The sequence below is a fragment of the Alistipes megaguti genome, from assembly GCF_944320325.1.
GTDB classification, from domain to species: Bacteria; Bacteroidota; Bacteroidia; order Bacteroidales; family Rikenellaceae; genus Alistipes; species Alistipes megaguti.
In genome coordinates, this window is record NZ_CALUHA010000013.1 from 21,041 (window position 1) to 42,073 (window position 21,033).

Sequence of the window (21,033 nt, forward strand, 5' to 3'; positions counted from 1 at the left end):
ACTGAACCCTTCCTTTTTGACGGGGCCGCGGTCCCGATGCTGAAACTTATCCACTGAAACATGAAGGACCCAATCCGTTCGGGCGTATGCCCCGTGTCCCGAAATTTCTCGTGTCGCTGATGCTGGCGCTGGGTATGGTCTTTACGGCCGCGGCCCAGACCCGCGTCATCTCGATCAATCTGCGGAATGTGACGGTCAAGGAGTTTCTCTCCGCAATCGAAACCCGCAGCAACTACACCTTCGCCTACAACAATGCGGACATCGATCTGACGGCCCTCGTCAGCGTCAGGGCCGAATCCGAAGAGATCGTCTCGATTGTCAACCGCGTGCTCGGCCCTCAGCATCTCGAGGCCCGCATCGAGGGTAACCGCGTGCTCCTTTCGCGGGTGGCGCGCCCGGCAGCCGCTGCGGAAAACCGGGAATCGCAGCGCGGCGTTATCACCGGACGCGTAACCACCGTCGCGGGCGATCCGGTCGTCGGAGCCAGTGTCATCGTCAAGGAGACCTCCGTGGGTACCGTCACCGGCCTCTCGGGCGAGTATTCGATCTCGGCCCGCCCCGGTCAGACCCTTTCGTTCGCCTTCCTCGGTTTCGATACGAAGGAGGAGACGGTCGGCTCGCGTACGGTCATCGACGTCACGCTCCAGGAGGACAACAAACAGATCTCCGAAGTGGTCGTCGTGGGCTACACCCCCATGCGCAAGAGTGACTTCACGGGTTCGATCGCCAGCGTCAAGGCCAGTGAACTCTCCGTGACGGCGCCCACCGTCGGACAGTCGCTCGTCGGCAAGGTCGCCGGCGTCGAGGTCCACCAGACCAGCGGCGCCCCGGGCGACGGCGTGTCCATCCGCGTGCGCGGTGTCAACTCCCTGTCGGCCAGCAGCGACCCGCTCTACGTCATCGACGGATATCCCGCCTCGGAGGATGTCTTCATCAACCCCAACGACATCGAATCGATCGATATCCTGAAGGATGCCGCTTCGGCCGCCATCTACGGTTCGCGCGGTGCCTCGGGCGTGGTGCTCATCACCACCAAGCGCGGCAAGGAGGGGCAGGCTGCCCGCGTCAGCTACGACTTCTCGTACGGTATCCAGCAGCTCGATCACAAGGTCGATCTGTTGAACGCCACGCAGTTCCGCGATCTGCTGATCGACGCCCGCAACAACTCCTACCGGCTGCGCGCTACGGCCGCCGGCGTTTCGTGGAGCCCCTATGACGACAATACGGTCCGTGCCGGTAAGGGCTTCTCGCTGGCCGAGGTCGGCATCCCCGAGATGTTCTACGACTTCACGACCCGTACGCCCGTCACGCCGCAGTACGACACCGACTGGCAGGATGCCCTCTTCTCCAATGCCGGCATCATGCGCCACAACATCTCCGTCACGGGCGGCACGAAGGCCATCCGCTACATGGCCAGCGTCGGTTACATGGATCAGGACGGTATCATCGCCCCCTCGAACCATAACCGCATCAACGCCCGGTTGAATCTCGATGCGCAGATCTCGAAACGCTTCTCGGTGAGCCTGAGCTACTCGATGTACGACGCCAGGAACCGCGTGGTGCAGGCCGAGGGCCGCATGATCAACGACGGCGTGATCCAGAGTGCGCTGATGTACCTGCCCAACCTTCCCGTCTACGACGAGTCGGGTGACTACGCACGCAGCGCCATGATCGCCATGAAGAACGACTGGGGCATCAACTTCCCCGAAAACCCGCTGGCCATCGCCCATGAACTCGACATTCAGGAGAAGATGTCGCGTCACAACCTGAACGTCAATCTGGTCTACGAGTTCATCCCCGATCTGAAGCTCTCGGCACGCCTCGGGCAGCAGTGGTACACCTACCGCTACTTCTACTATCGTCCGATGAGCCTCGGACGCGACTCGGCCGTGGCCTACAGCGACGCCCTGAAGCCCTACAACATCGCCCGCACCACCTCGACCTATGACGTCGACCGCCTGGGCGAGTTCATGCTCAGCTACAAAAAGGAGCTCGGCCGTCACCACTTCGATGCCCTGGCCGGCTACACGCTCCAGAAGAAGACCTACGACCGCCTGGGTGTCGAGGCCACGGGATTTGCCGACGACCGCATCCACGAGGTGACGGCCCACGGCGCCGAGGCCACCGACATCAAACTCTACGATACGCGCAAGGCCGGTTGGTCGATGATGTCGTTCCTGGCGCGTGTGAACTACGCCTTCGACGACCGCTACACCTTCACCGCCTCGTTCCGTGCCGACGGTTCGTCGCGCTTCGGCGTCGACAGCCGCTGGGGCTACTTCCCCTCGGTATCGGCCGGATGGACCCTCTCGAACGAGCCCTTCCTGAAGGATGCCCTCGACCACATCGCCACGATCCGCGTGCGCGCCAGCTGGGGTAAGAGCGGTAACAACGACATCGGCAACTACGCCAGCATCGCCTCGATCTCGACGGGCAGCTACGCCTTCGGTTCAACACCCGTGTCGACCACCTACGAAGGTTCGTTCGCCGATGCCGCCCTGGGCTGGGAGACCACCACGCAGACCAACATCGGTCTCGACCTCGGATTCTTCGACGGCCGCCTGAACATCATCGGTAACTACTACAACTCCTTCTCGTCGGATATCCTCTACGACTATCCCATCTCCTCGATCTCGGGTGCCACCTCGACGAAGACCAACCTCACCTCGGCCAAGATCCGCAACCGCGGTTTCGACCTGCAGCTCGACGCCCGTCTGCTGACCGGCAAGGTCAAGTGGAACGTCAGTACCAACATCTCGGTCAACCGCAACAAGGTGGTCAGCATGGGCGGTCTGGACGACATCATCTCCACCACGGAGCGCTCCGTCGGTTCGCACATCACCAAGGAGGGTTATCCGATCGGTTCGTTCTACGGCTACAACGCCATCGGCATCATGTCGAAGGCCGATTACGCCAATGCGCTGCTCGACCGCGAGGTCTATCTCCAGAACGGCAACAAGTTCCCCGAGGGCTACCAGCTCAAGGGCCCGGCCGTCTCCTCCTATTCGCTCGACGCCCTGTCGTACGGCAACGCCATCTGGGAGGATGTCAACGGCGACGGCATGATCACCACCGACGACAAGACCATCATCGGCGATGCCTATCCCGACTTCACGGGCGGCTTCTCGACCAACCTCTCGTGGAAGGGACTCGACTTCAGCGCCAGCTTCGTCTACTCGTACGGCGGCGAGGTGATCAACTTCCAGGACTACTACCTCTACAACATGGAGGGTTCGGGCAACCAGTACGCCATCGTGGCCGACCGCTACATCTCGGACGAGCAGCCCGGACGCAACAACGTCCCCATCGCTTCGCGTATCTCGACGCCCAACACGTCGCTCAAGCTCTCGTCCTACTACGTCGAGGATGCCTCGTTCCTGCGCTGCGCCAACATCACGCTCGGCTATACGCTGCCTTCGCGCTGGATGAACAAGCTGCGCATCTCGTCGGCCCGCATCTACTTCAGCGGCGACAACCTCTTCACCATTACGCCCTATCGCGGCTACAACCCCGAGGTCTCCTACAAGACCAGCAACCTGATGCCGGGCTTCGACTGGGGCTGCTACCCGCTTTCGCGCATCTACTCGATCGGACTGAATCTTACCTTCTAATCCCAGGATGACCATGAAAATCAAACAGATATTTGCCCTGTTGGCCGCTTCGGCCGCATTGGCCTCGTGCAGCTTCCTCGACGAATACGACCCCAATGCCACCACGGCCGGCAACTTCTATACTTCGGAAGCCGATATTCAGACCTCGCTCAACGGTGTCTACCAGTCGCTTACGCAGAGCTATTACTATCCGTACAACTACTACTTCACCGACGTGCGCGCACACGTCACCGTGGTGACCGACAGCGGTGCGAGCAGCGGTATTCCCTACCAGTTCTACAACTACACCCTCACCGAGGAGAACCAGTATGTCTACAACCGCTACACGCAGCTCTTCAAGAGCATCTCGCGCGCCAATACACTGCTGGCCCACCTCGACGACGTGAGCTACTCGACGCCCGAGGCCCGAAATACGTACGAGGCCGAGGCCCGCTTCATCCGGGCGCTGACCTACTTCCATCTGGTCACCGAGTGGGGTGATGTGCCCCTGGTGCTCAAGCGTCTGGAGACCAAGGACGAGGTCGAGGCCAACAACTACCGCCGTCCCAAACGCGAGGTCTACCAGGCCATCTTCGACGATCTGGACTATGTGTTGCAGAGTCCGCTGACCGATTTCCAGCCGGCTGCCGAATGCGGTCGTGCCAGCAAGGCCGCCGCAATGGCCCTCTATGGCAAGGTGGCGCTGCAGTGCGCCTGCGACGAGGATCTGGCTTCCGAGAAGTCGCAGTTCCTCACCACGGCCATCGACAAGCTGGGGCAGGTCTGGGGCATGCGCCCCTTCAGCGAGCTGGCCGACATCCCCTACAACCAGCTCTGGGACCTCTCGACGCAGAAATCCTGCCCCGAAAGCCTCTTCCAGGTCAACTTCGTGCAGGGCAACGCCGATCTGGGCTCGATCTGGAATTATCAGTTCGGACCCAGCACCACGGGCATCACCTCCTACAAGATCGGTCAGATGCACAACATGACCACGCCGGAGGTCTACGCTTCGTTCGACGAGAAGGACGTGCGTCGCAACTACCTGCGGTCGACGACCGTGGCCGGCGTGACCTATTACCACACGATGAAGTATGCCGATCTGGAGTGCGGCGCCAACGGTTACGGCGGCAACAACTGGATCGTGCTGCGTTATGCCGACGTGGCGCTGATGCTGGCCGAGGCCTATTACTGGCAGGATCAGGCCGAGCAGGCCAAGACCTATCTGAACATGGTGCGCAAGCGCGCCGGTCTGGGCGACTGGTCGGGCAGCGACCTGCGGCAGGGAATCTACGACGAACGCCTCTTCGAGTTCATGCAGGAGGGCCTGCGCTGGCAGGACGTGCGCCGCATGTACACGAACCAGGAGCTCATCGAGCACTACAACGCCATCAATTCCAACTTCTCAGTCAAGGATCTGCTGCTGCCCATTCCCTACAACGAGCGGGTGCTTAATCCCGACGGGCTCTATCAGAATCCGGGTTACAACGTCGACTAAAACACGGAAAAATGAAATTGCTGAAACTGAGACTGTGGCTGGTGGCCGGGATGGCGGGTTTGATTCTCCCGGCGTGTGGAAGCGGGGATGAGGATGCCGCTGCGCCCGAAAAGACCTCGGAGCTGGAGATCTGCTGGACGCCCGAAGCGCCGGCTGTCGAACAGACGGTGAGTTTCTCGCTCGGGGGCGACGTGGCGAATGTCCGCAGCGTGCTGTGGATATTCGGCGACGGGAAAACCGCCTCGGGCGGAGTCTCCACACCGGTCGAACACGCCTATGCCAAGGCCGGAGAATATGTCGTGAAGGCGGCCGTGACCCATCTCTCGGGTCCGATGACCGAACTCTCGAAGTCGCTGACGGTGAATAACACCGAAGCTGGAATGGTCGTCAGCAACGACTTCCCGGCCCGCATGGAGGAGGTGAGCTTCTCGCTCAACCACCTGGCCGGTGTCGAGCGTGTCGACTGGGACTTCGGCGACGACAGCGATCCGCAGTCGACCGCCTCGGCCTCGGAGATCCTCACGCACGCCTTCCAACGCGACGGGAACTTCACCGTCCGGGCCTCGATCACCTACGGCGACGGCCGCAGCGAGTCGCTGCAGCACGAGGTCGAGGTCGAGGGGCTGTCGCTGAGCTGGGCGTGCCGCAACTTCGACCGCTCGAAGATGTGGATCATGGCCCACCGCGGCAACACGCAGAACGGCTACAACCTGCCGCCCAACTCGATGGCCGCCTTCCGGGCCTGTGTCGAGTCGGGGTGTGTGGACTTCATCGAAACCGACGTCCAGATCACCCGCGACGGCGAGGTCATCTGTCTGCACGACAACTACCTGAGCCGCTTCACCGACTACAACAGCTACTATTCGGGCAAGGGCATGGTGGCCGACTATACGCTCGAGGAGCTCGGGCAGTTCCGTCTGAAAACCTCCGACGGAAAGGTCTCCGGGGAGAAGATCCCCACGCTGGAGGAGGTCCTGCTGGAGTTCCGCGGCAAGGTGTGGTTCAACCTCGACAAGTGCATGGAGAGCGACGTGAACATCGAGAAGGTCTACGACGTGGTGCGTCGCTGCGGATGCCTCGACCGCGTGCAGTTCTACATCTCGGACAATACCGACCGCGCCGACTGGCTCTCGCAGCAGGAGGTGCCCGGAATCCTCGCCCCGCACGCCAACAAGGAGTCGGCGCTGACGCTGATGACCGCCTACGAAAACACCTGGATGGTGCAGACCTCGACCGGGTATGTCACCCCGTCGTGGATTGCGGCGATCAACGCCCGGGCGCTGTCGGTGACGAACCTGCTCGACGCCGACGGCGAAAACTTCCACAACGGCAATACGACGCTCATGGAGAGCTTCGTGACGGCCGGTGTGCGGATGATCCAGTGCGACTATCCTGCCCAAATGGACGAATACCTGCGCGGCAGGGGCAAACGCTAAACCTTAAAACGACAAAACCAAGATCATGAAACGAATCATTTCCCTGTTGAGCGTCGTGTCGCTCCTGGCGCCGGGTGCCTGCTCGGAGAGCAACGACGACATGAATACCGTATATGACTCGGTCATCAACACCGATTTCACCCTCCCCGAGGGTGAGGTCGTGGCCGGAATCACCCCGGTGACCTTTACCAATACCACCACGGTCGAGGGTACCACCGTGACCGACTATTTCTGGCACTTCGGATTCGCCGGCGAGGGCAACTGGAGCGAAGAGGCCCAGCCCGATCCGGTGGTCTACAAGACGGCCGGCGAGTATACCGTCACCCTGACGGCCTGGGGCGCCGACGGCAACCGCGCCACGGTGAAGAAGATCATCAAGGTACTGGCCGACAACGTGCTGCCGACGGCCGACTTTGCCTATGCCCCGATGATGGTCAACGTGGGCGACGAGGTGACCTTCACCGACCGTTCGACCGACTCGGACGGCCAGATCGTCTCCCGCAAGTGGACGCTTCCCGACGGTTCGACCTCCACGGCCGAAAGCCCCTCGTACACCTTCACCTCGGCGGGCATGTTCCGCGTGACGCTGACGGTGACCGACGACCGCGGCGGCGAAAGCAGCGTCACCAAGTCGGTCAACGTCCGTTCGGGCGACGTTGCGGACTTCACCCTGCTGTGGAGTACGGCGGTGGCTTCGGCCGAGGCGCTCTGCACGGCCAATGTCGTGACGGTGAGCGATCTGGGCTACATCTACGCCGTGACGGGCGACGGCAAGCTCGTGGCTCTCGATGCCAACGGCGACGTGGCCTGGGAGTATGACGCCGCGGCGCAGGACCAGGTATCGCTGACCCAGGAGATCGCCTATGCCTCGGTGGACAGCGACGGTACGCTCTACTGGGCGGCTCACGCCTACGGCACGGATCCCGTTCCGACGGTCTACGCCTTCGACGGCGCGACGGGTACGGTGCGCTGGAAGAACCAGACGGCCTATGCTTCGGGAGCCCGCATCGCCTACTCGACCCCCTGCATCACTCCGAGTCTGATGGTGGTCGGCAGCCGTGGTACGAACGGCGCCATCCGCGGTTTCGACAAGGCTTCGGGACAGAATACCGCCCACGCAACGCCTGCAAACGGCGGCGCCACATCGGGAACCGTCATCCTGAAGAACGGTGTTGTGGTCTTTACCAATACGTCCGAATACGGTTACGGAATCATGGTTCCCGATGATCAGTTCGTCTGGTCGCCGGTTCCGACCTCCAACACCTTTGCTCCGAGCAAGACGCTTTCGGCCGGTCGCTGTCAGCCCTGTGTCGGCGCCGACAACTGCGTCTATCTGCCCGGCAAGATCAAGGAGGGTAGCGGAGGCACGTGGAATCTGGCCGCTTTCGACTGTACGAATCTGACGGCCTCCTCGGCCAAGACGCCCAAGTGGAGCGCGGCTCTCGACGGCGGTTTCGAACAGACGGGAGCCTCGCTGAGCGCCGACGGTCAGACCCTTTACATCGTGGCCGATGCCGTGACGCCTTCGGTGGTCTATGCCCTCAATACGACGAATGGCGCTACGCGCTGGTCCTATACGCTCGATGCGCAGAGCCGCAGTATCCCGGCCGTCGACAACCTCGGTCAGGTGCATGTCGTCACGCTCAGCGGTCATTACGTGGTTCTCTCGGCCGAGGGTGAGGTGGTCTGCTATGAGCAGATTGCCGACAGCTTCGAGGGTTCGGTTTCGATCGCCGAGTGGGGCTACGCCTATGTGCTGGGCAAGGATACCGCCGCCGGCAAGCTCAAGGTCTACGCCGTGGCACTGCCGGGTGTGAACTCCGCAGCCGATTCGGCCTGGTCGCAGTACGGCCGTAACGCCCGCCACATCAACTACCAGAAGTAACAACCGAAAAACAAACCGATATGAAAAAATACCTGATTCTTCCTCTGTGCGCGACGTTCTGCCTGACGGCGGGTTGCGCCGAGGATTTCCCCACGGTGCTCAACCACGACTATTACGAGGAGAATACGACGCCCGCCCAGCCCGACGTGACGGAGCAGACCGTGCGGCTGGGAACCTACAACCTCTGGATCTCGAACAAGGGTACGGGTGACTACCTTTGGACGAACCGCCGCGATGTGCTGGCGCAGTCGATCGTCAACAACGACTGGGACATCTTCGGATTCCAGGAGGCCAACGCCACGATTCAGTCCGAGCTGCCGAAGTTGGTGGCCGACAAGGGCGGCAACTACGAGTGGTGGTTCGTCGGACGCGATTCGCAGGACGGCAAGAGCGGTGAGGCTCTCGGCATCGCCTACGACCCGGACCGCTTCACGCTCAGTGACCAGCACTACTACTGGCTCTCGGAGACGCCCGACGAGATGAGCTACGGCTGGGACGAGCTGGGCTACCACCGCGTCGCCTGCTGCGCCGTGGTGACCGACAAACGCTACGGGAAGCAGTTCCTGCTGACGGTGACCCACCTGCCGCTGGCCGACATGGCCCGCTCGGAGGCCGCCAAGCTGATCGTCGAGCGTGAACAGATGTACAACAAACCGGGCATGCCCTCGGTGCTGGTGGGCGACATGAACGCCACGCCGGACGATGCCGCCTCGGCAACCTTCCGCACCTGCTGGAACGACGCCTATCAGGCGGTCGACGCCCGCTTCATAAGCGGTCCGGTGGGGACCTTCAACGGTCACAAGACCTCGACCGACCTCTCGGTTTCGACGGCCCGCATCGACTACATCTACACGCGCGGTTCGCTTGCGCTGAAGAGCTACCGGGTCGACAACTCGATCTACGGCGGCATCTATCCCTCGGACCACTGCCCGGTGAGCATCCAGGTCGACTTCAACTACGATGCACCGGAGCCTCCTCAGATCGAGGGTGCCGGTACGGAGTCCGACCCCTGGCAGATCAACTCCACGGCCGACTGGAACGCCGTGGCCGAGTCGATCAACGGCGCGGAGGCCGACGCCACCTATCAGACGACCCACTTCTATGCCCTGACGGCCGATATCGACTTCAAGGGACAGAGTCTCCTCCCGATCTCCTATGCGGCCTCGACGATCTATTTCCAGGGTGAGTTCGACGGCCGCGGGCACACGATCCGCAACGTGACGATGACCGCTTCGGGCTCCTCCTTCGGTCTGTTCGGCGCCAACGACGGCCGGATCCACGATCTCAACGTGGAGGATCTCTCGCTCTCGACGGCCTTCAAGACGGCCGGCGGCGTGGTCGGCACGAACCGCGGCGTGATCGACGGCGTCACCTTCCGGGGCCGGATTGTCGGCACGGGGGTGGCCTCCGTTCTGGGCGGCATCGCTGGCCAGAATCAGGGCGTGATCGTCAACTGCGGCAATCGCGGCGGTTCGATCGAGGCCGTCAATCTGGACTCCGGAGTCAAGGGCGAGAATCTGGGCGGTATCGTCGGCCAGATCTCCAAGGGCTCGGACGGCGTGGGCAACTACGTGATCAACTGCTACAGCTGGATCGAACGCATCGCCTCGAACAACAACAACCTGGGCGGTATCGTCGGCATCGTCAGCGACGACAGCTTCGTCATCAACTGCTATGCGACACTGGCCGACGTTACGCAGAACGACTCCTACGCCTCGTCGGTGGGCTACAACAAGAAGGGCAACGTCTGGAATGTCTACGGCAACGAGGCCTGCCCGTCGGGACAGAAGAATGCCGACTGGATCGTGGGCAACGACTCGAAGATGGCCGGCTCGGTCTGGGCCGAGAGTGTCGGTGCGCTGCTGAGCCTCGACGAGATGAAGTCCGGGGCCGTGACGGTGCCTTCGTCCGGCAAGGAGTGCGCGTCGCTGGTCGAGGCGCTCAACACCGGAGCCGAACTCTATGACCAGTTGCCCGACGGCACGCTCCCGACCAAACCCGTGGTGAGCCTGCGCGAGTGGGTGGCTTCGGATACCTATCCCGTTCTGAAATAGTATGTATCGGCGGAAAAGCGTTCCGAAAGGAGGACTTTTCCGCCTTTTTTTAGTATCTTTGTCAACATGAAACGTTTGTTATTTGGATTGGGCGCCCTGCTGTGGCTCGGCGCATGCGCCCCGCAGCCGGAGCCGGCGGGCAGCCACGTCGACCGGATCCTGGCCGAACTCCACGACCCGACCTCGAAATACGTACTGGTGGCCTCGCATCGCGGCGATTGGCGCAACTGGCCCGAGAATTCGATCCCGGCCATCGAGTCGGTGATCAAAATGGGGGTCGATATCATGGAGCTGGACCTCAAACTTACGCGGGACAGCGTGCTGGTGTTGTGCCACGACCACACGATCAACCGCACGACCAGCGGCAAGGGCCGGGTCTGCGACATCACCTACGACTCCATTCAGCGCTGTGTGCTGCGGACCGGTCACAACGTGAAGACCTCGTGGCGGATGCCGACCCTGCGTGAGGCGCTCGCCGTCTGCAAGGACCGCATCGTGGTCAACATCGACCAGGGGTATGAATACTACGATCTGGCGCTGGCCATAGCCGAGGAGCTCGGGGTGACGGATCAGCTGCTGATCAAGGGCAAACGCCCGGCCGAAGTCGTGGCCGCGAAGTTCGCCGAGTATCCGCACAACATGATGTACATGCCGATCATCGATATCCTCAAACCCGGGGGCCGAGAACTCTTCGAGTCGTATCGTCGGCAGACGGTCCAGCCGCTGGCCTACGAGGTTTGCTGGGACGAGTTTACCCCTGCGGTGGACTCCTGCATGCACCGGATCGTAGCCGGGGGGTCGCGTCTGTGGGTCAATTCGCTGTGGCCGTCGCTCTGCGGCGGGCTGGACGATGACCGGGCTTTCAGCGGCGAAGAGGATGCCGTCTACGGCGCGCTGCTCGACATGGGGGCCTCAATCATCCAGACCGATCGCCCGCAGCTGCTGATCGACTATCTGAGCGCCAGGGGGCGCCGCCCGTAAATCAGACGGTCTGACGGAGGGGTGCCGACCGGCGCCTCTCTGCCGGACCTTGCGAACACGACTGACCGAAACTACCTGAAACAACATGTCCATTTTATCCTATTTCCGCAAAAGCGAGCCGTCGGCGCCCTTTGCCGGCGACGACGAGGCCCGCATGCGGCTCTACCGCAAGCTGCGGCTGCAGAGTTTCATCGCCGGAACGGTGGGTTACAGTCTCTACTACGTCTGCCGCACGAGTCTGAACGTGGTCAAGCAGCCGATCCTCGAGAGCGGGGCGCTCGATGCCTCGCAATTGGGTCTGATCGGTTCGGCGCTGCTCTTCGCCTACGCCATCGGCAAGTTCGTCAACGGCTTCCTGGCCGACCACAGCAACATCAAACGCTTCATGGCCGCCGGACTCTGCGTCTCGGCCGTGGCCAATCTGCTGGTCGGGCTGCTGGGCCTGGCCAACGGCGGCGGCCTGGTGGGCAACATGACCCTCTTCGTGGTCTTCGCCGTGATGTGGGGCCTGAACGGCTGGGCCCAGTCGATGGGGGCCCCTCCGGCCATCATTGCCCTCTCGCGCTGGTATCCGCTCTCGATCCGCGGCACCTTCTACGGCTTCTTCTCGGCCAGCCACAACCTCGGAGAATTCCTCTCGTTCCTCTTCGTGGGGGCCGTCGTGGGGATCTGCGGCTGGCAGTGGGGATTCGTCGGATCGTCCCTGGCCGGCGTCATCGGCGTGGTGATCATCGTCTGCCTGCTCCACGACACGCCCGAATCGAAGGGGCTGCCCCCGATCGGCGTGCTGACCGGCGAGGAGACGGCCGAAGAGAGCCATCACCACGCCTCGACCAGTGAACTGCAGCGTTCGGCAATCCGCAATCCGCTGGTCTGGGTGCTGGCCCTCTCGAGCGCCTTCATGTACGTGAGCCGCTACGCCATCAACGGCTGGGGCGTGCTGTTCCTGCAGGAAGCCAAGGGCTATTCGCTGGCTACGGCCACGCAGGTCATCTCGGTCAACGCCCTGCTGGGCATCCTCGGAACGGTCTTCTCGGGGTGGCTCTCCGACCGTCTCTTCCACGGGCGGCGGAATGTGCTGGCCTTCGGCTTCGGCGTGCTGAACACGCTGGCCCTGGCGCTGTTCCTCTACTCGGGCAACGGAATGTTCGTCAATCTGCTCTCGATGGTGTTTTTCGGCATGGCCATCGGCGTGCTGATCTGCTTCCTCGGAGGGCTGATGGCCATCGACATCGTGCCGCGCGAGGCCACGGGTGCCGCCCTCGGAATCGTCGGCATGGCCAGTTACGTCGGCGCCGGTCTGCAGGACATCATCAGCGGCTGGCTCATCGACTCGGGCAAGGAGGTTGTCGACGGCGTGACGCGCTACGACTTCTCCACGGCCGCGGTCTTCTGGATCGCCGCCTCGGCCCTGTCGTTCATCCTGGCCCTCTTTGTGGCCCGCAGGTCGCGACGCTGAGAGGAGGTCCGGACCGGATTTCGGGCGGGCTGCGGAGCGAATTCCGCAGCCCGCTTCGTTGTGTCGAAAGGAGAGGCGCAACCTTGCATTTCCGACAAAATTGGCTACCTTTGCAACGCCGGGACGCCGAGCCCCGACCCGCTTGCGCAGGCGCCGGACCGACCCGGGGCTGTGAGCCCTCCGTCACGGAGCGTCCGGCGAAGCGAGCTGTCAGCACCGGAAAGGCCGATGCCGTTAACAATCGGTATTTTATGAATTACAAACTTTCGCAGATCGCTGCCGTCGTCGGCGGCCGCTTCTCGGGCGAAGACCACGAGGTGCAGTCGGTCGTCACGGACAGCCGTTCGCTTTCGTGCGAACTGGGTTGCAACCCGATTTTCGTCGCCATGTGCGGTGCCAATCACGACTCGCACGATTTCATTGCTCAGATGTATGGCCGCGGCGTGCGCTCGTTTCTGGTCGAACACGCCGTCGAGGAGCTGCCCGGGGCCGGGTACGTGGTGGTCAAGAATGCCATCGCGGCGCTGCAGAGCCTGGCCGCCTACCACCGCGCCCATTTCAAGGGAACGGTCGTCGGGATCACCGGCTCGAACGGCAAGACGGTTATCAAGGAGTGGATCGCCGAGGAGCTGCCCGCGGGCATGAAGTGCTACCGCTCGCCGAAGAGCTACAATTCGCAGCTGGGCGTGCCGCTGTCGGTGCTGATGATCGAGGGCGACGAGCAGCTGGCGCTGATCGAGGCGGGCATTTCGCAGCCCGGCGAGATGGAGCGCCTGGAGCGCATCATCCGTCCCGACGTGGTGGTCTTCACCTCGATCGGCGACGCCCACCAGGAGAATTTCCTCAATCTCGAACAGAAGTGTCTCGAAAAGATGGTGCTGGCCCACCGCGCCCGGGTCATCGTCTACCACAGCTACTACGAACCGCTGGGGCATCTCATTGCCACGCATTTCGCCGACCGCCGGCTCTACGATGCGGCCTCGGCGCCGCAGGTTCCCGAGGCGGTGATCGGCAACGAGGCTTCGCGCCGCAACGCCCAGATCGTCGAGGCCTTCTGCACGGCGATGGGCTTTCCGGCACCGTCGTTCTCCAGCGCCCCGGAGGTGGCCATGCGCCTCGAGGTGAAGGACGGCATCAACGACTCGGTGCTGATCAACGACGCCTACAACCTCGATCTCAATTCGCTGGCCCTGGCGCTGGACTACCTCCACAGCGTGGCCCTCACGCGGCCGACGACTCTCGTGCTGTCGGACATCGCGCAGAGCGGCCTTTCGGACGACGAGCTCTACAGTCGCGTGGCCGGCATGGTCTCGCGGGCGGGCATCGACACGCTGGTCGGCATCGGTCCCAGGCTGAAGCGCTATGCCTCGCTCTTCGACTGCGCGAAGCTCTTCTACGCCTCGACCGACGAGTGCATCGCACGTCTCGGCCGCGAAGCAGTGGCCGGCCGCGCCGTGCTGCTCAAGGGGGCCCGCGACTTCCGCTTCGAGAAGCTGGCCCACGCGCTCTCGCTCAAGAGCCATACGACGGTATTGGAGGTCGACCTCGACGCCATGATCCATAATCTCAACTATTTCCGCTCGAAACTCGATTTCCGGACGAAACTCGTGGCCATGGTCAAGGCCGGATCGTACGGCACGGGCGACTTCGAGGTGGCGCAGATGTTGCAGCACCAGGGGGTCGACTACCTGGCCGTGGCCTTTGCCGACGAAGGGGTGCTGCTGCGCGAGCGGGGCATCTCGATGCCGATCGTGGTGCTGAATGCCGACGCCGACAGTTTCGACCTGATGATCGCCAACCGCCTCGAACCCGAAATCTACAGCTTTCACTCGCTGCGTGACTTTGCCGATGCCGTGACGCACGCCGGCGAGCTCCGCTATCCGATCCACCTGAAGCTCGACACGGGGATGCACCGGCTGGGCTTCATGGAGGAGGAGATCCCGGCGCTGTGCGAACGGCTGCAGGGAATGTCGGAGGTCAAGGTGGCCACGATCTTCTCGCACCTCAATTGCGCCGACATGCCCGAGGAGGATACCTACACCCGGGCGCAGATCGAGCGCTTCGACCGCATGAGCACGGCGTTGATCGAGGCGCTGCCCTATCCTGTCATCCGCCATACGGCCAACTCGGCGGCCATCGAGCGTTTCCCCGAGGCGCAGTTCGACATGTGCCGCCTGGGACTGGGGCTCTACGGCTTCGGGTGGCAGCACAACGCCGCGCTGCGTCCCGTCTCGACGCTGAAGACCCGCATCGTGCAGATCAAACACCTTGAGGCGGGCGATACGGTCGGTTACGGGCGGGCCGGACGGCTGACGCGTCCGACGGTTACGGCCACCGTCCCGATCGGTTATGCCGACGGCCTGGATCGTCACCTGGGGTGCGGACGCTGGTCGATGCTCGTGGCCGGGCAGCCGGCTCCGATCGTTGGGCGGGTCTGCATGGACAGCTGCATGATCGACATCACAGATATCCCCGGGGTGGAGGAGGGCGACGAGGCCGTCGTCTTCTCGGCCACCGCAGGCAACGATCTCGAGACGATGGCCCGCGTGCTGGATACGATCCCCTACGAAATCATGACCTCGGTTTCGGGCCGAGTCAAACGCATCTACCTCAAGGAGTAACCCCCATTTCAACGCAACGTATGACTGCCGGAACCCTCTACCTGATTCCGTGTCCGATTTCGGACCAGACCGATCCGTGGGACGTCCTGCCCGCGGCCAACCGCGCGGTGATGGACGCGCTGGACTACTTCATTGTCGAGAATACGCGCACGGCGCGGCGCTTCCTCTCGCGGGCCGGCATCGCACGGCCGATCGACGAGCTGGAGTTCCGCGAACTGAACGAACATACGGTGGCCGGCCGTGAGGTCGAGGAGCTGGTGGCGCCGATCGCCGCCGGACGCTCGGCCGGGGTGATCTCCGAAGCCGGGGTGCCGGGCGTGGCCGATCCCGGGGCGCTGGTGGTCGAGGCGTGCCACCGGCGCGGCATCCGCGTGGTGCCGCTCGTGGGCCCCTCGTCGATCCTCCTCGCGGTGATGGCCTCGGGGTTGAACGGGCAGTCGTTCGCCTTCAATGGCTATCTGCCCGTCAAGCCGGCCGAACGAAGCCGTGCCATCCGCTTCTTCGAGCGCCGGGCCCATGCGGAGGGGCAGTCGCAGCTCTTCATCGAAGCGCCGTACCGCAACGCGAAGCTGTTCGGCGAGCTGTTGCAGACGCTCGCTCAGGAGACGCGGCTGACGGTAGCCGTTGATCTGACGGCCCCTTCGGAGTCGGTCATAACCCGCACGGTCGGGGAGTGGCGCCGCGGCCCGCTGCCCGAATTGAACAAACGCCCGGCTATCTTCATCATCGGTTAGCGTTGGTATGCAATTTGTGCGAAAGATTATCCGGAAACTGAAAAAAATACGAGATATGAAAGAACAAAAGGTTTATAATGAAGACGTTAAGAGCGACAAGAAAGTCGCTCCGGACGCTGGAAATCCTTCGCACGACGAGGCTTCGGATGCCAAAATGGCAGACGCGGCCGCTGCGGAGAGTGCCAAAATGGCAGACGATGCCAAGGCCAAGGACTCCGATCCGGAACTGGACGCTGCCGAGGAGGCTTCCGACGAAGCGGCCCGGGCCGTCGAGGCTGCCGTGGCCGAGTGGAAGGACAAGTTCCTGCGGCTGCAGGCCGAATTCGACAACTACCGCAAACGGACCCTCAAGGAGAAGATGGAGCTCGTCCAGACGGGCGGCCGCGACGTGCTGCTGGCCATGCTGCCGGTGCGCGATGACGTGCAGCGCGCCATGGCGGCCATGGAGAAGAGCGACGATCTGGAGGCGCTGCGTCAGGGCGTGCGGCTCATCTCGCAGAAGTTCACCGAGGCGCTGCGCCAACGGGGCGTTACGGAGATGGAGTTGAAGGATAAGGAGTTCGATGCCGACATCGCGGAGGCGGTGGCCAAATTCGCGGCCGGTGAGGAGATGAAGGGCAAGGTCATCGACGTCGTGCAGACGGGTTACCTGCTGGGCGACAAGGTGCTTCGCTTTGCCAAAGTTGTCGTAGGAGAATAATGCCATGGCAGAGAAAAGAGATTACTATGAAGTGCTCGGTGTGGCGCGGAACGCCAACGCCGACGAGATAAAGAAGGCCTATCGTAAGGCCGCCATCAAGTATCACCCGGACAAGAACCCCGGGGACAAGGAGGCCGAAGAGAAGTTCAAGGAGGCCGCCGAGGCCTATGACGTGCTGTCGAACCCCGAAAAGAGGGCCCGCTACGATCAGTTCGGCCATGCCGGAATGAACGGTGCGGCTGGCGGCGGTGCCGGCGGTTTCGGCGGATTCAGCGGCGGAGGTTTCTCGATGGAGGATATCTTCTCGCAGTTCGGCGACATCTTCGGCGGCCACTTCGGCGGCGGATTCCGTTCGTCGTCGGCGGGTGGCAGCCGGCGCGTCAACCGCGGTTCGGATATCCGCGTGCGGGTCAAGCTGACGCTGGCCGAGATCGCCTCGGGCGTCACCAAGAAGCTCAAGATCAACAAGACCATAGCCTGCGACAAGTGCGGCGGTACGGGTGCCAGGGATGCCAACTCCTACTCGACCTGCTCGGCCTGCAACGGTACGGGTTACGTCACGCGCGTGGAGAACACCTTCTTCGGAAGGATGCAGACGCAGGGTGTCTGCCCGACGTGCGGCGGCACGGGCAAGGTGATCACCTCGCCCTGCGACAAGTGCAAGGGCGAAGGCACGTTGCGCGGTCAGGAGGTCGTCGAGATCAAGATCCCGGCCGGAGTGGGCGAGGGAATGGTCCTCACGGTGACGGGCAAGGGCAATGCCGCGCGCCAGGGCGGCGTGAACGGCGACCTGCAGGTCGTGATCGAGGAGGAGCCCAATCCGGAACTGGTCCGCGACGGCAACGATCTGATCCACAACCTGAACATCACGGTGACCACGGCGCTGCTGGGCGGCACGGTCGAGGTCCCGACCGTCGACGGACGAGCCAAGATCAAGATCGCTCCGGGTACGCACGCCGGCAAGGTGCTGCGGTTGGCCGGCAAGGGCCTGCCCGAGGTGAACGGCTACGGCCGCGGCGACGAACTGGTTGTCGTGGACATCACCATCCCCTCGAAACTATCGGCCGAAGAGAAACGGCTGGTCGAGCAGCTGGCAGCCCAGCCCTCGTTCCAGCGCGCCGAATCGACCAGGAATCAGAACATATTCGAACGCATGAAGAGCTTCTTCCGTTGACGGGCGGAAGGGCGCTTTGGATGCTCGTCGGGACGAAAACCCCTCCCTCGGGAGGGGCTTTCTCATGACGGAGGAACTATGGATGCGGGGCCGGCGACCCCTCCCCGGCTGTTTTTGAGGCTCGTCTGTGTGAGAGCCGGGCTGCTTGGTGCCGAAGGTTCGGGGCCGTATGGGCGAAGCTCCGGGCTGCTCGCGGGGAGACCGGCTCGGATGTGCGGGTATTCGGGCCGTTTGCTGTGCCTATGGATCCGCCTGCACGGCGAGCCCGGGATCCGAATCTGTGAAAAAACATGCAATAATTTGCAAAGATATTCGTATCTTTACCGAAAAAGAGGACGACCATGTTAGGCTTTACCCCCTTCAAGAAACACGCGAACAAGTTCAACTATATTCCGCGCTATTACGACCCCGAAAAGGAGGCCCGTGAACAGCGTCGCGCCGAGTTGCGCGGCGAACGCGCCGAGGATGCCGGCCGCGAATACCGCCCGGGACAGTATATCCGTACGCAGCGTGAGGCGCGTGCGGCTCGCCATGCCGGAACCGAGGATCGGGGCCGGATGCGCATCTTCAAGATCGCCGGGGCGGTGGTCCTGATGCTGCTGTTCATCTATCTGCTCTATCCGCGGCTGGTCAACTGGATGCTGCAGATGCAGCGGCCCGTGGCGCGGCCCGTACCGGCGGCTCAGGCCGAGGGGGAGTTCAACCCCTATGCGCCGATTGTCGTCGTCCCGAACGACTATCAGAAGCCGGAGGCTCCGGCCGCCGAGACGGCGGAGAAGCAGGCGGAGGAGTAATCGTGTAATCCGTGAGAGAGTAAATGGCAGACAAAATCAGACTGTTGCCCGAAGTGGTCGCCAACCAGATTGCGGCGGGCGAGGTGGTCAACCGGCCTTCGTCGGTGGTCAAGGAGATGATGGAGAACTCGCTCGATGCGGGGGCCCGGACCGTGAAGGTCAATTTCCGCGACGGCGGCAAGGAGCTTATTCAGATCGTCGACGACGGCTGCGGTATGTCGCCCATTGATGCGCGCATGGCCTTCGACCGTCATGCCACGAGCAAAATCAAGGAGGTCGAGGATATCTATGCACTGCATACGTTCGGATTTCGCGGCGAGGCGCTGGCCTCGATTGCCGCCGTGTCGCAGGTCGAACTCCGCACGCGGCAGGAGGGCGACGAGATGGGTACGCAGACCGAAATCAACGGCGGACAGTTCGTCTCGCAGACGGCGGTGATATGCCCCGTGGGGTCGCAGTTCTACGTGCGCAACCTCTTCTACAACGTACCGGCCCGGCGGCGTTTCCTGGACAAGAGTACCACGTCGGCGTCGCAGATCCGCGCTGAATTCCAGCGTATTGCGCTCTGTTATCCGCAGGTGAGCTTCGAACTCTACTCCAACGACGCTCCGGTCTACAACCTGCAGCCGGCGTCGCTGGCCGGGCGGATCGTCGATGTGGTGGGACGCCACATCAAGCAGAATCTGCTGGAGGTCGAGGCCGATACCTCGATTGCCCGCCTCGAAGGCTTCATCGGACGCCCTGCGGCGGCCAAGAAGCGCAATACGGAGCAGTATCTCTTCGTCAACGGCCGCTTCTTCAAGAGCACCTATCTGGGAAGCGCCATCCTGAAGGGGTATGAAAAGCTGATTCCGGAGAGTTGCCAACCCTCGTATTTCCTCTTCCTGACGATCGATCCCGCGCGTATCGACGTGAATGTCCATCCGCAGAAGACCGAGATCCGCTTTGCCGACGAGGATGCCGTCTGGCAGATCGTCAACGCCGCCGTGCGCGAGACGCTGGCCAAGACGGGCGCCGTGCCGATGATGGATTTCGACCGCGAGAGGTCGATGGAGATCCCCGTGCTGCAGAAGGGAGCCGTCTACAGCGAACCGGCCGCCATGTCGAATCTGGATTACAACCCCTTCCGCGAGGAGTATATCGATCCGTCGGCTCCCGAACCGACGGTCGACTTTACGGGCTTCGACGTCCCCTACGACGGGGCGGATGCCCCGTCCAAACCGGTATCGGGGGGTGTGGGCGCACCGCGTGCGGGACGTGTTCCGTCGTTCCTGGGCGGCGGGGCGCTGACTGCGGCCCAGTCCGACGAGTTTGACGATTTCGAATCGTCGAGCGATTTTCAGCCGGAACCCTCGGACGAGTTCCTCTCGCCGGACGGACTGGCGGCCGCGGATTTCGAGATCGTGGCTTCGGGAGCCCCGGTCGGCGATGGGGCGGATGCAGCCTCCCTCGGAGAGAGTTCGCTGGAGTTCATCCCCTCGTCGGCGGAACCCCGCCAGCAGCAGCTGGAGTTGGCGGAAGGCGTGCAGTTCTCGGATGCGATGCCGCTGCCGGGCGGGTTCATTGCCGCGTTGGTCGGCGGCCGTTTCGTCGTGGTTGACGTACGCCGGGCCCGCGAACGGATCCTCTATGAGGAGTATCTGCGCATGCTGGGCCACGGTTCGGCCGTCAGCGAGCAACTGCTCTTCCCCGAACGGCTCGTCCTTTCGCAGGAGGAGTACCGCCTTATGGAGGAGAATGCCGTCGATCTGGCCGCCCTGGGTTTCGACATCGACTTTCGCGGCGGCGGTACCGTCGAGGTGAAGGGTACGCCGGCCGACATGCCTGCCGATTCGGTCGATCAGCTGCTGTTCGACCTGCTGCAGGCCTTCGCCACACCCGTGTCGCTGGCCGACGTGCGCCGCGAGAAGATCGCCGCAGCCATGGCTCTCTCGGGATCGAAGAGCATCGTGCGCAACCTCTCGCGCGAGGAGGCGCAGGCGTTGCTCGACCGTCTGTCCGAGACGGGCAACATCAGCTTCTCGCCCTCGGGCAAGACCCTCATCGCCGAGATCACCCCCGAAGATTTGCGGGCCCGACTGGGATAATCCGGCGGAAAAAAGTTACATTT

13 protein-coding genes are annotated in these 21,033 nt (G+C 62.8%); all 13 read left to right on the plus strand.

Going from position 1 to position 21,033, the window contains the following annotated elements:
• Window positions 1-86: 86 nt before the first annotated feature.
• The 13 genes from PUQ42_RS05025 (at window position 87) to mutL (ending at window position 21,010) form a co-directional block, all read left to right on the plus strand.
• Window positions 87-3,611 carry a SusC/RagA family TonB-linked outer membrane protein gene (locus PUQ42_RS05025; RefSeq protein WP_273371564.1) on the plus strand — a complete coding sequence of 1,175 codons (3,525 nt, stop codon included), beginning with the start codon at window positions 87-89 and terminating at the stop codon, window positions 3,609-3,611.
• Window positions 3,612-3,624: 13 nt separating this feature from the next.
• A complete protein-coding gene (locus PUQ42_RS05030; RefSeq protein WP_087311025.1) occupies window positions 3,625-5,085 on the plus strand; it encodes a RagB/SusD family nutrient uptake outer membrane protein in 1,461 nt (486 codons plus the stop codon).
• Between the two features lie 11 nt (window positions 5,086-5,096).
• On the plus strand, window positions 5,097-6,521 hold the full coding sequence (locus PUQ42_RS05035) for a glycerophosphodiester phosphodiesterase family protein (RefSeq protein WP_273371567.1): 1,425 nt from the start codon (window positions 5,097-5,099) through the stop codon (window positions 6,519-6,521).
• Between the two features lie 25 nt (window positions 6,522-6,546).
• On the plus strand, window positions 6,547-8,406 hold the full coding sequence (locus PUQ42_RS05040) for a PKD domain-containing protein (protein ID WP_273371568.1): 1,860 nt from the start codon (window positions 6,547-6,549) through the stop codon (window positions 8,404-8,406).
• A gap of 20 nt (window positions 8,407-8,426) precedes the next feature.
• Window positions 8,427-10,460, plus strand: a complete 2,034-nt coding sequence (locus tag PUQ42_RS05045; RefSeq protein WP_273371570.1) for an endonuclease/exonuclease/phosphatase family protein — start codon at window positions 8,427-8,429, stop codon at window positions 10,458-10,460.
• Window positions 10,461-10,526: 66 nt separating this feature from the next.
• Window positions 10,527-11,441, plus strand: a complete 915-nt coding sequence (locus tag PUQ42_RS05050; protein ID WP_273371572.1) for a glycerophosphodiester phosphodiesterase family protein — start codon at window positions 10,527-10,529, stop codon at window positions 11,439-11,441.
• Between the two features lie 85 nt (window positions 11,442-11,526).
• Entirely contained in the window at window positions 11,527-12,900 is a 1,374-nt protein-coding gene (locus PUQ42_RS05055) for an MFS transporter (protein WP_273371575.1), read from the plus strand.
• A 251-nt stretch (window positions 12,901-13,151) separates the two neighbouring features.
• On the plus strand, window positions 13,152-15,521 hold the full coding sequence (gene alr, locus PUQ42_RS05060; protein WP_273371578.1) for an alanine racemase: 2,370 nt from the start codon (window positions 13,152-13,154) through the stop codon (window positions 15,519-15,521).
• Between the two features lie 20 nt (window positions 15,522-15,541).
• Complete coding sequence (locus PUQ42_RS05065) at window positions 15,542-16,255, plus strand: SAM-dependent methyltransferase (RefSeq protein ID WP_273371580.1); 714 nt, start codon at window positions 15,542-15,544, stop codon at window positions 16,253-16,255.
• Between the two features lie 55 nt (window positions 16,256-16,310).
• On the plus strand, window positions 16,311-16,955 hold the full coding sequence (locus PUQ42_RS05070) for a nucleotide exchange factor GrpE (RefSeq protein WP_273371582.1): 645 nt from the start codon (window positions 16,311-16,313) through the stop codon (window positions 16,953-16,955).
• A 4-nt stretch (window positions 16,956-16,959) separates the two neighbouring features.
• Window positions 16,960-18,129, plus strand: a complete 1,170-nt coding sequence (gene dnaJ, locus PUQ42_RS05075; protein WP_273371584.1) for a molecular chaperone DnaJ — start codon at window positions 16,960-16,962, stop codon at window positions 18,127-18,129.
• A gap of 341 nt (window positions 18,130-18,470) precedes the next feature.
• A complete protein-coding gene (locus tag PUQ42_RS05080) occupies window positions 18,471-18,923 on the plus strand; it encodes a hypothetical protein (RefSeq protein ID WP_087311005.1) in 453 nt (150 codons plus the stop codon).
• Between the two features lie 23 nt (window positions 18,924-18,946).
• On the plus strand, window positions 18,947-21,010 hold the full coding sequence (mutL, locus tag PUQ42_RS05085; protein ID WP_273371587.1) for a DNA mismatch repair endonuclease MutL: 2,064 nt from the start codon (window positions 18,947-18,949) through the stop codon (window positions 21,008-21,010).
• The last annotated feature ends 23 nt before the right edge of the window (window positions 21,011-21,033 follow it).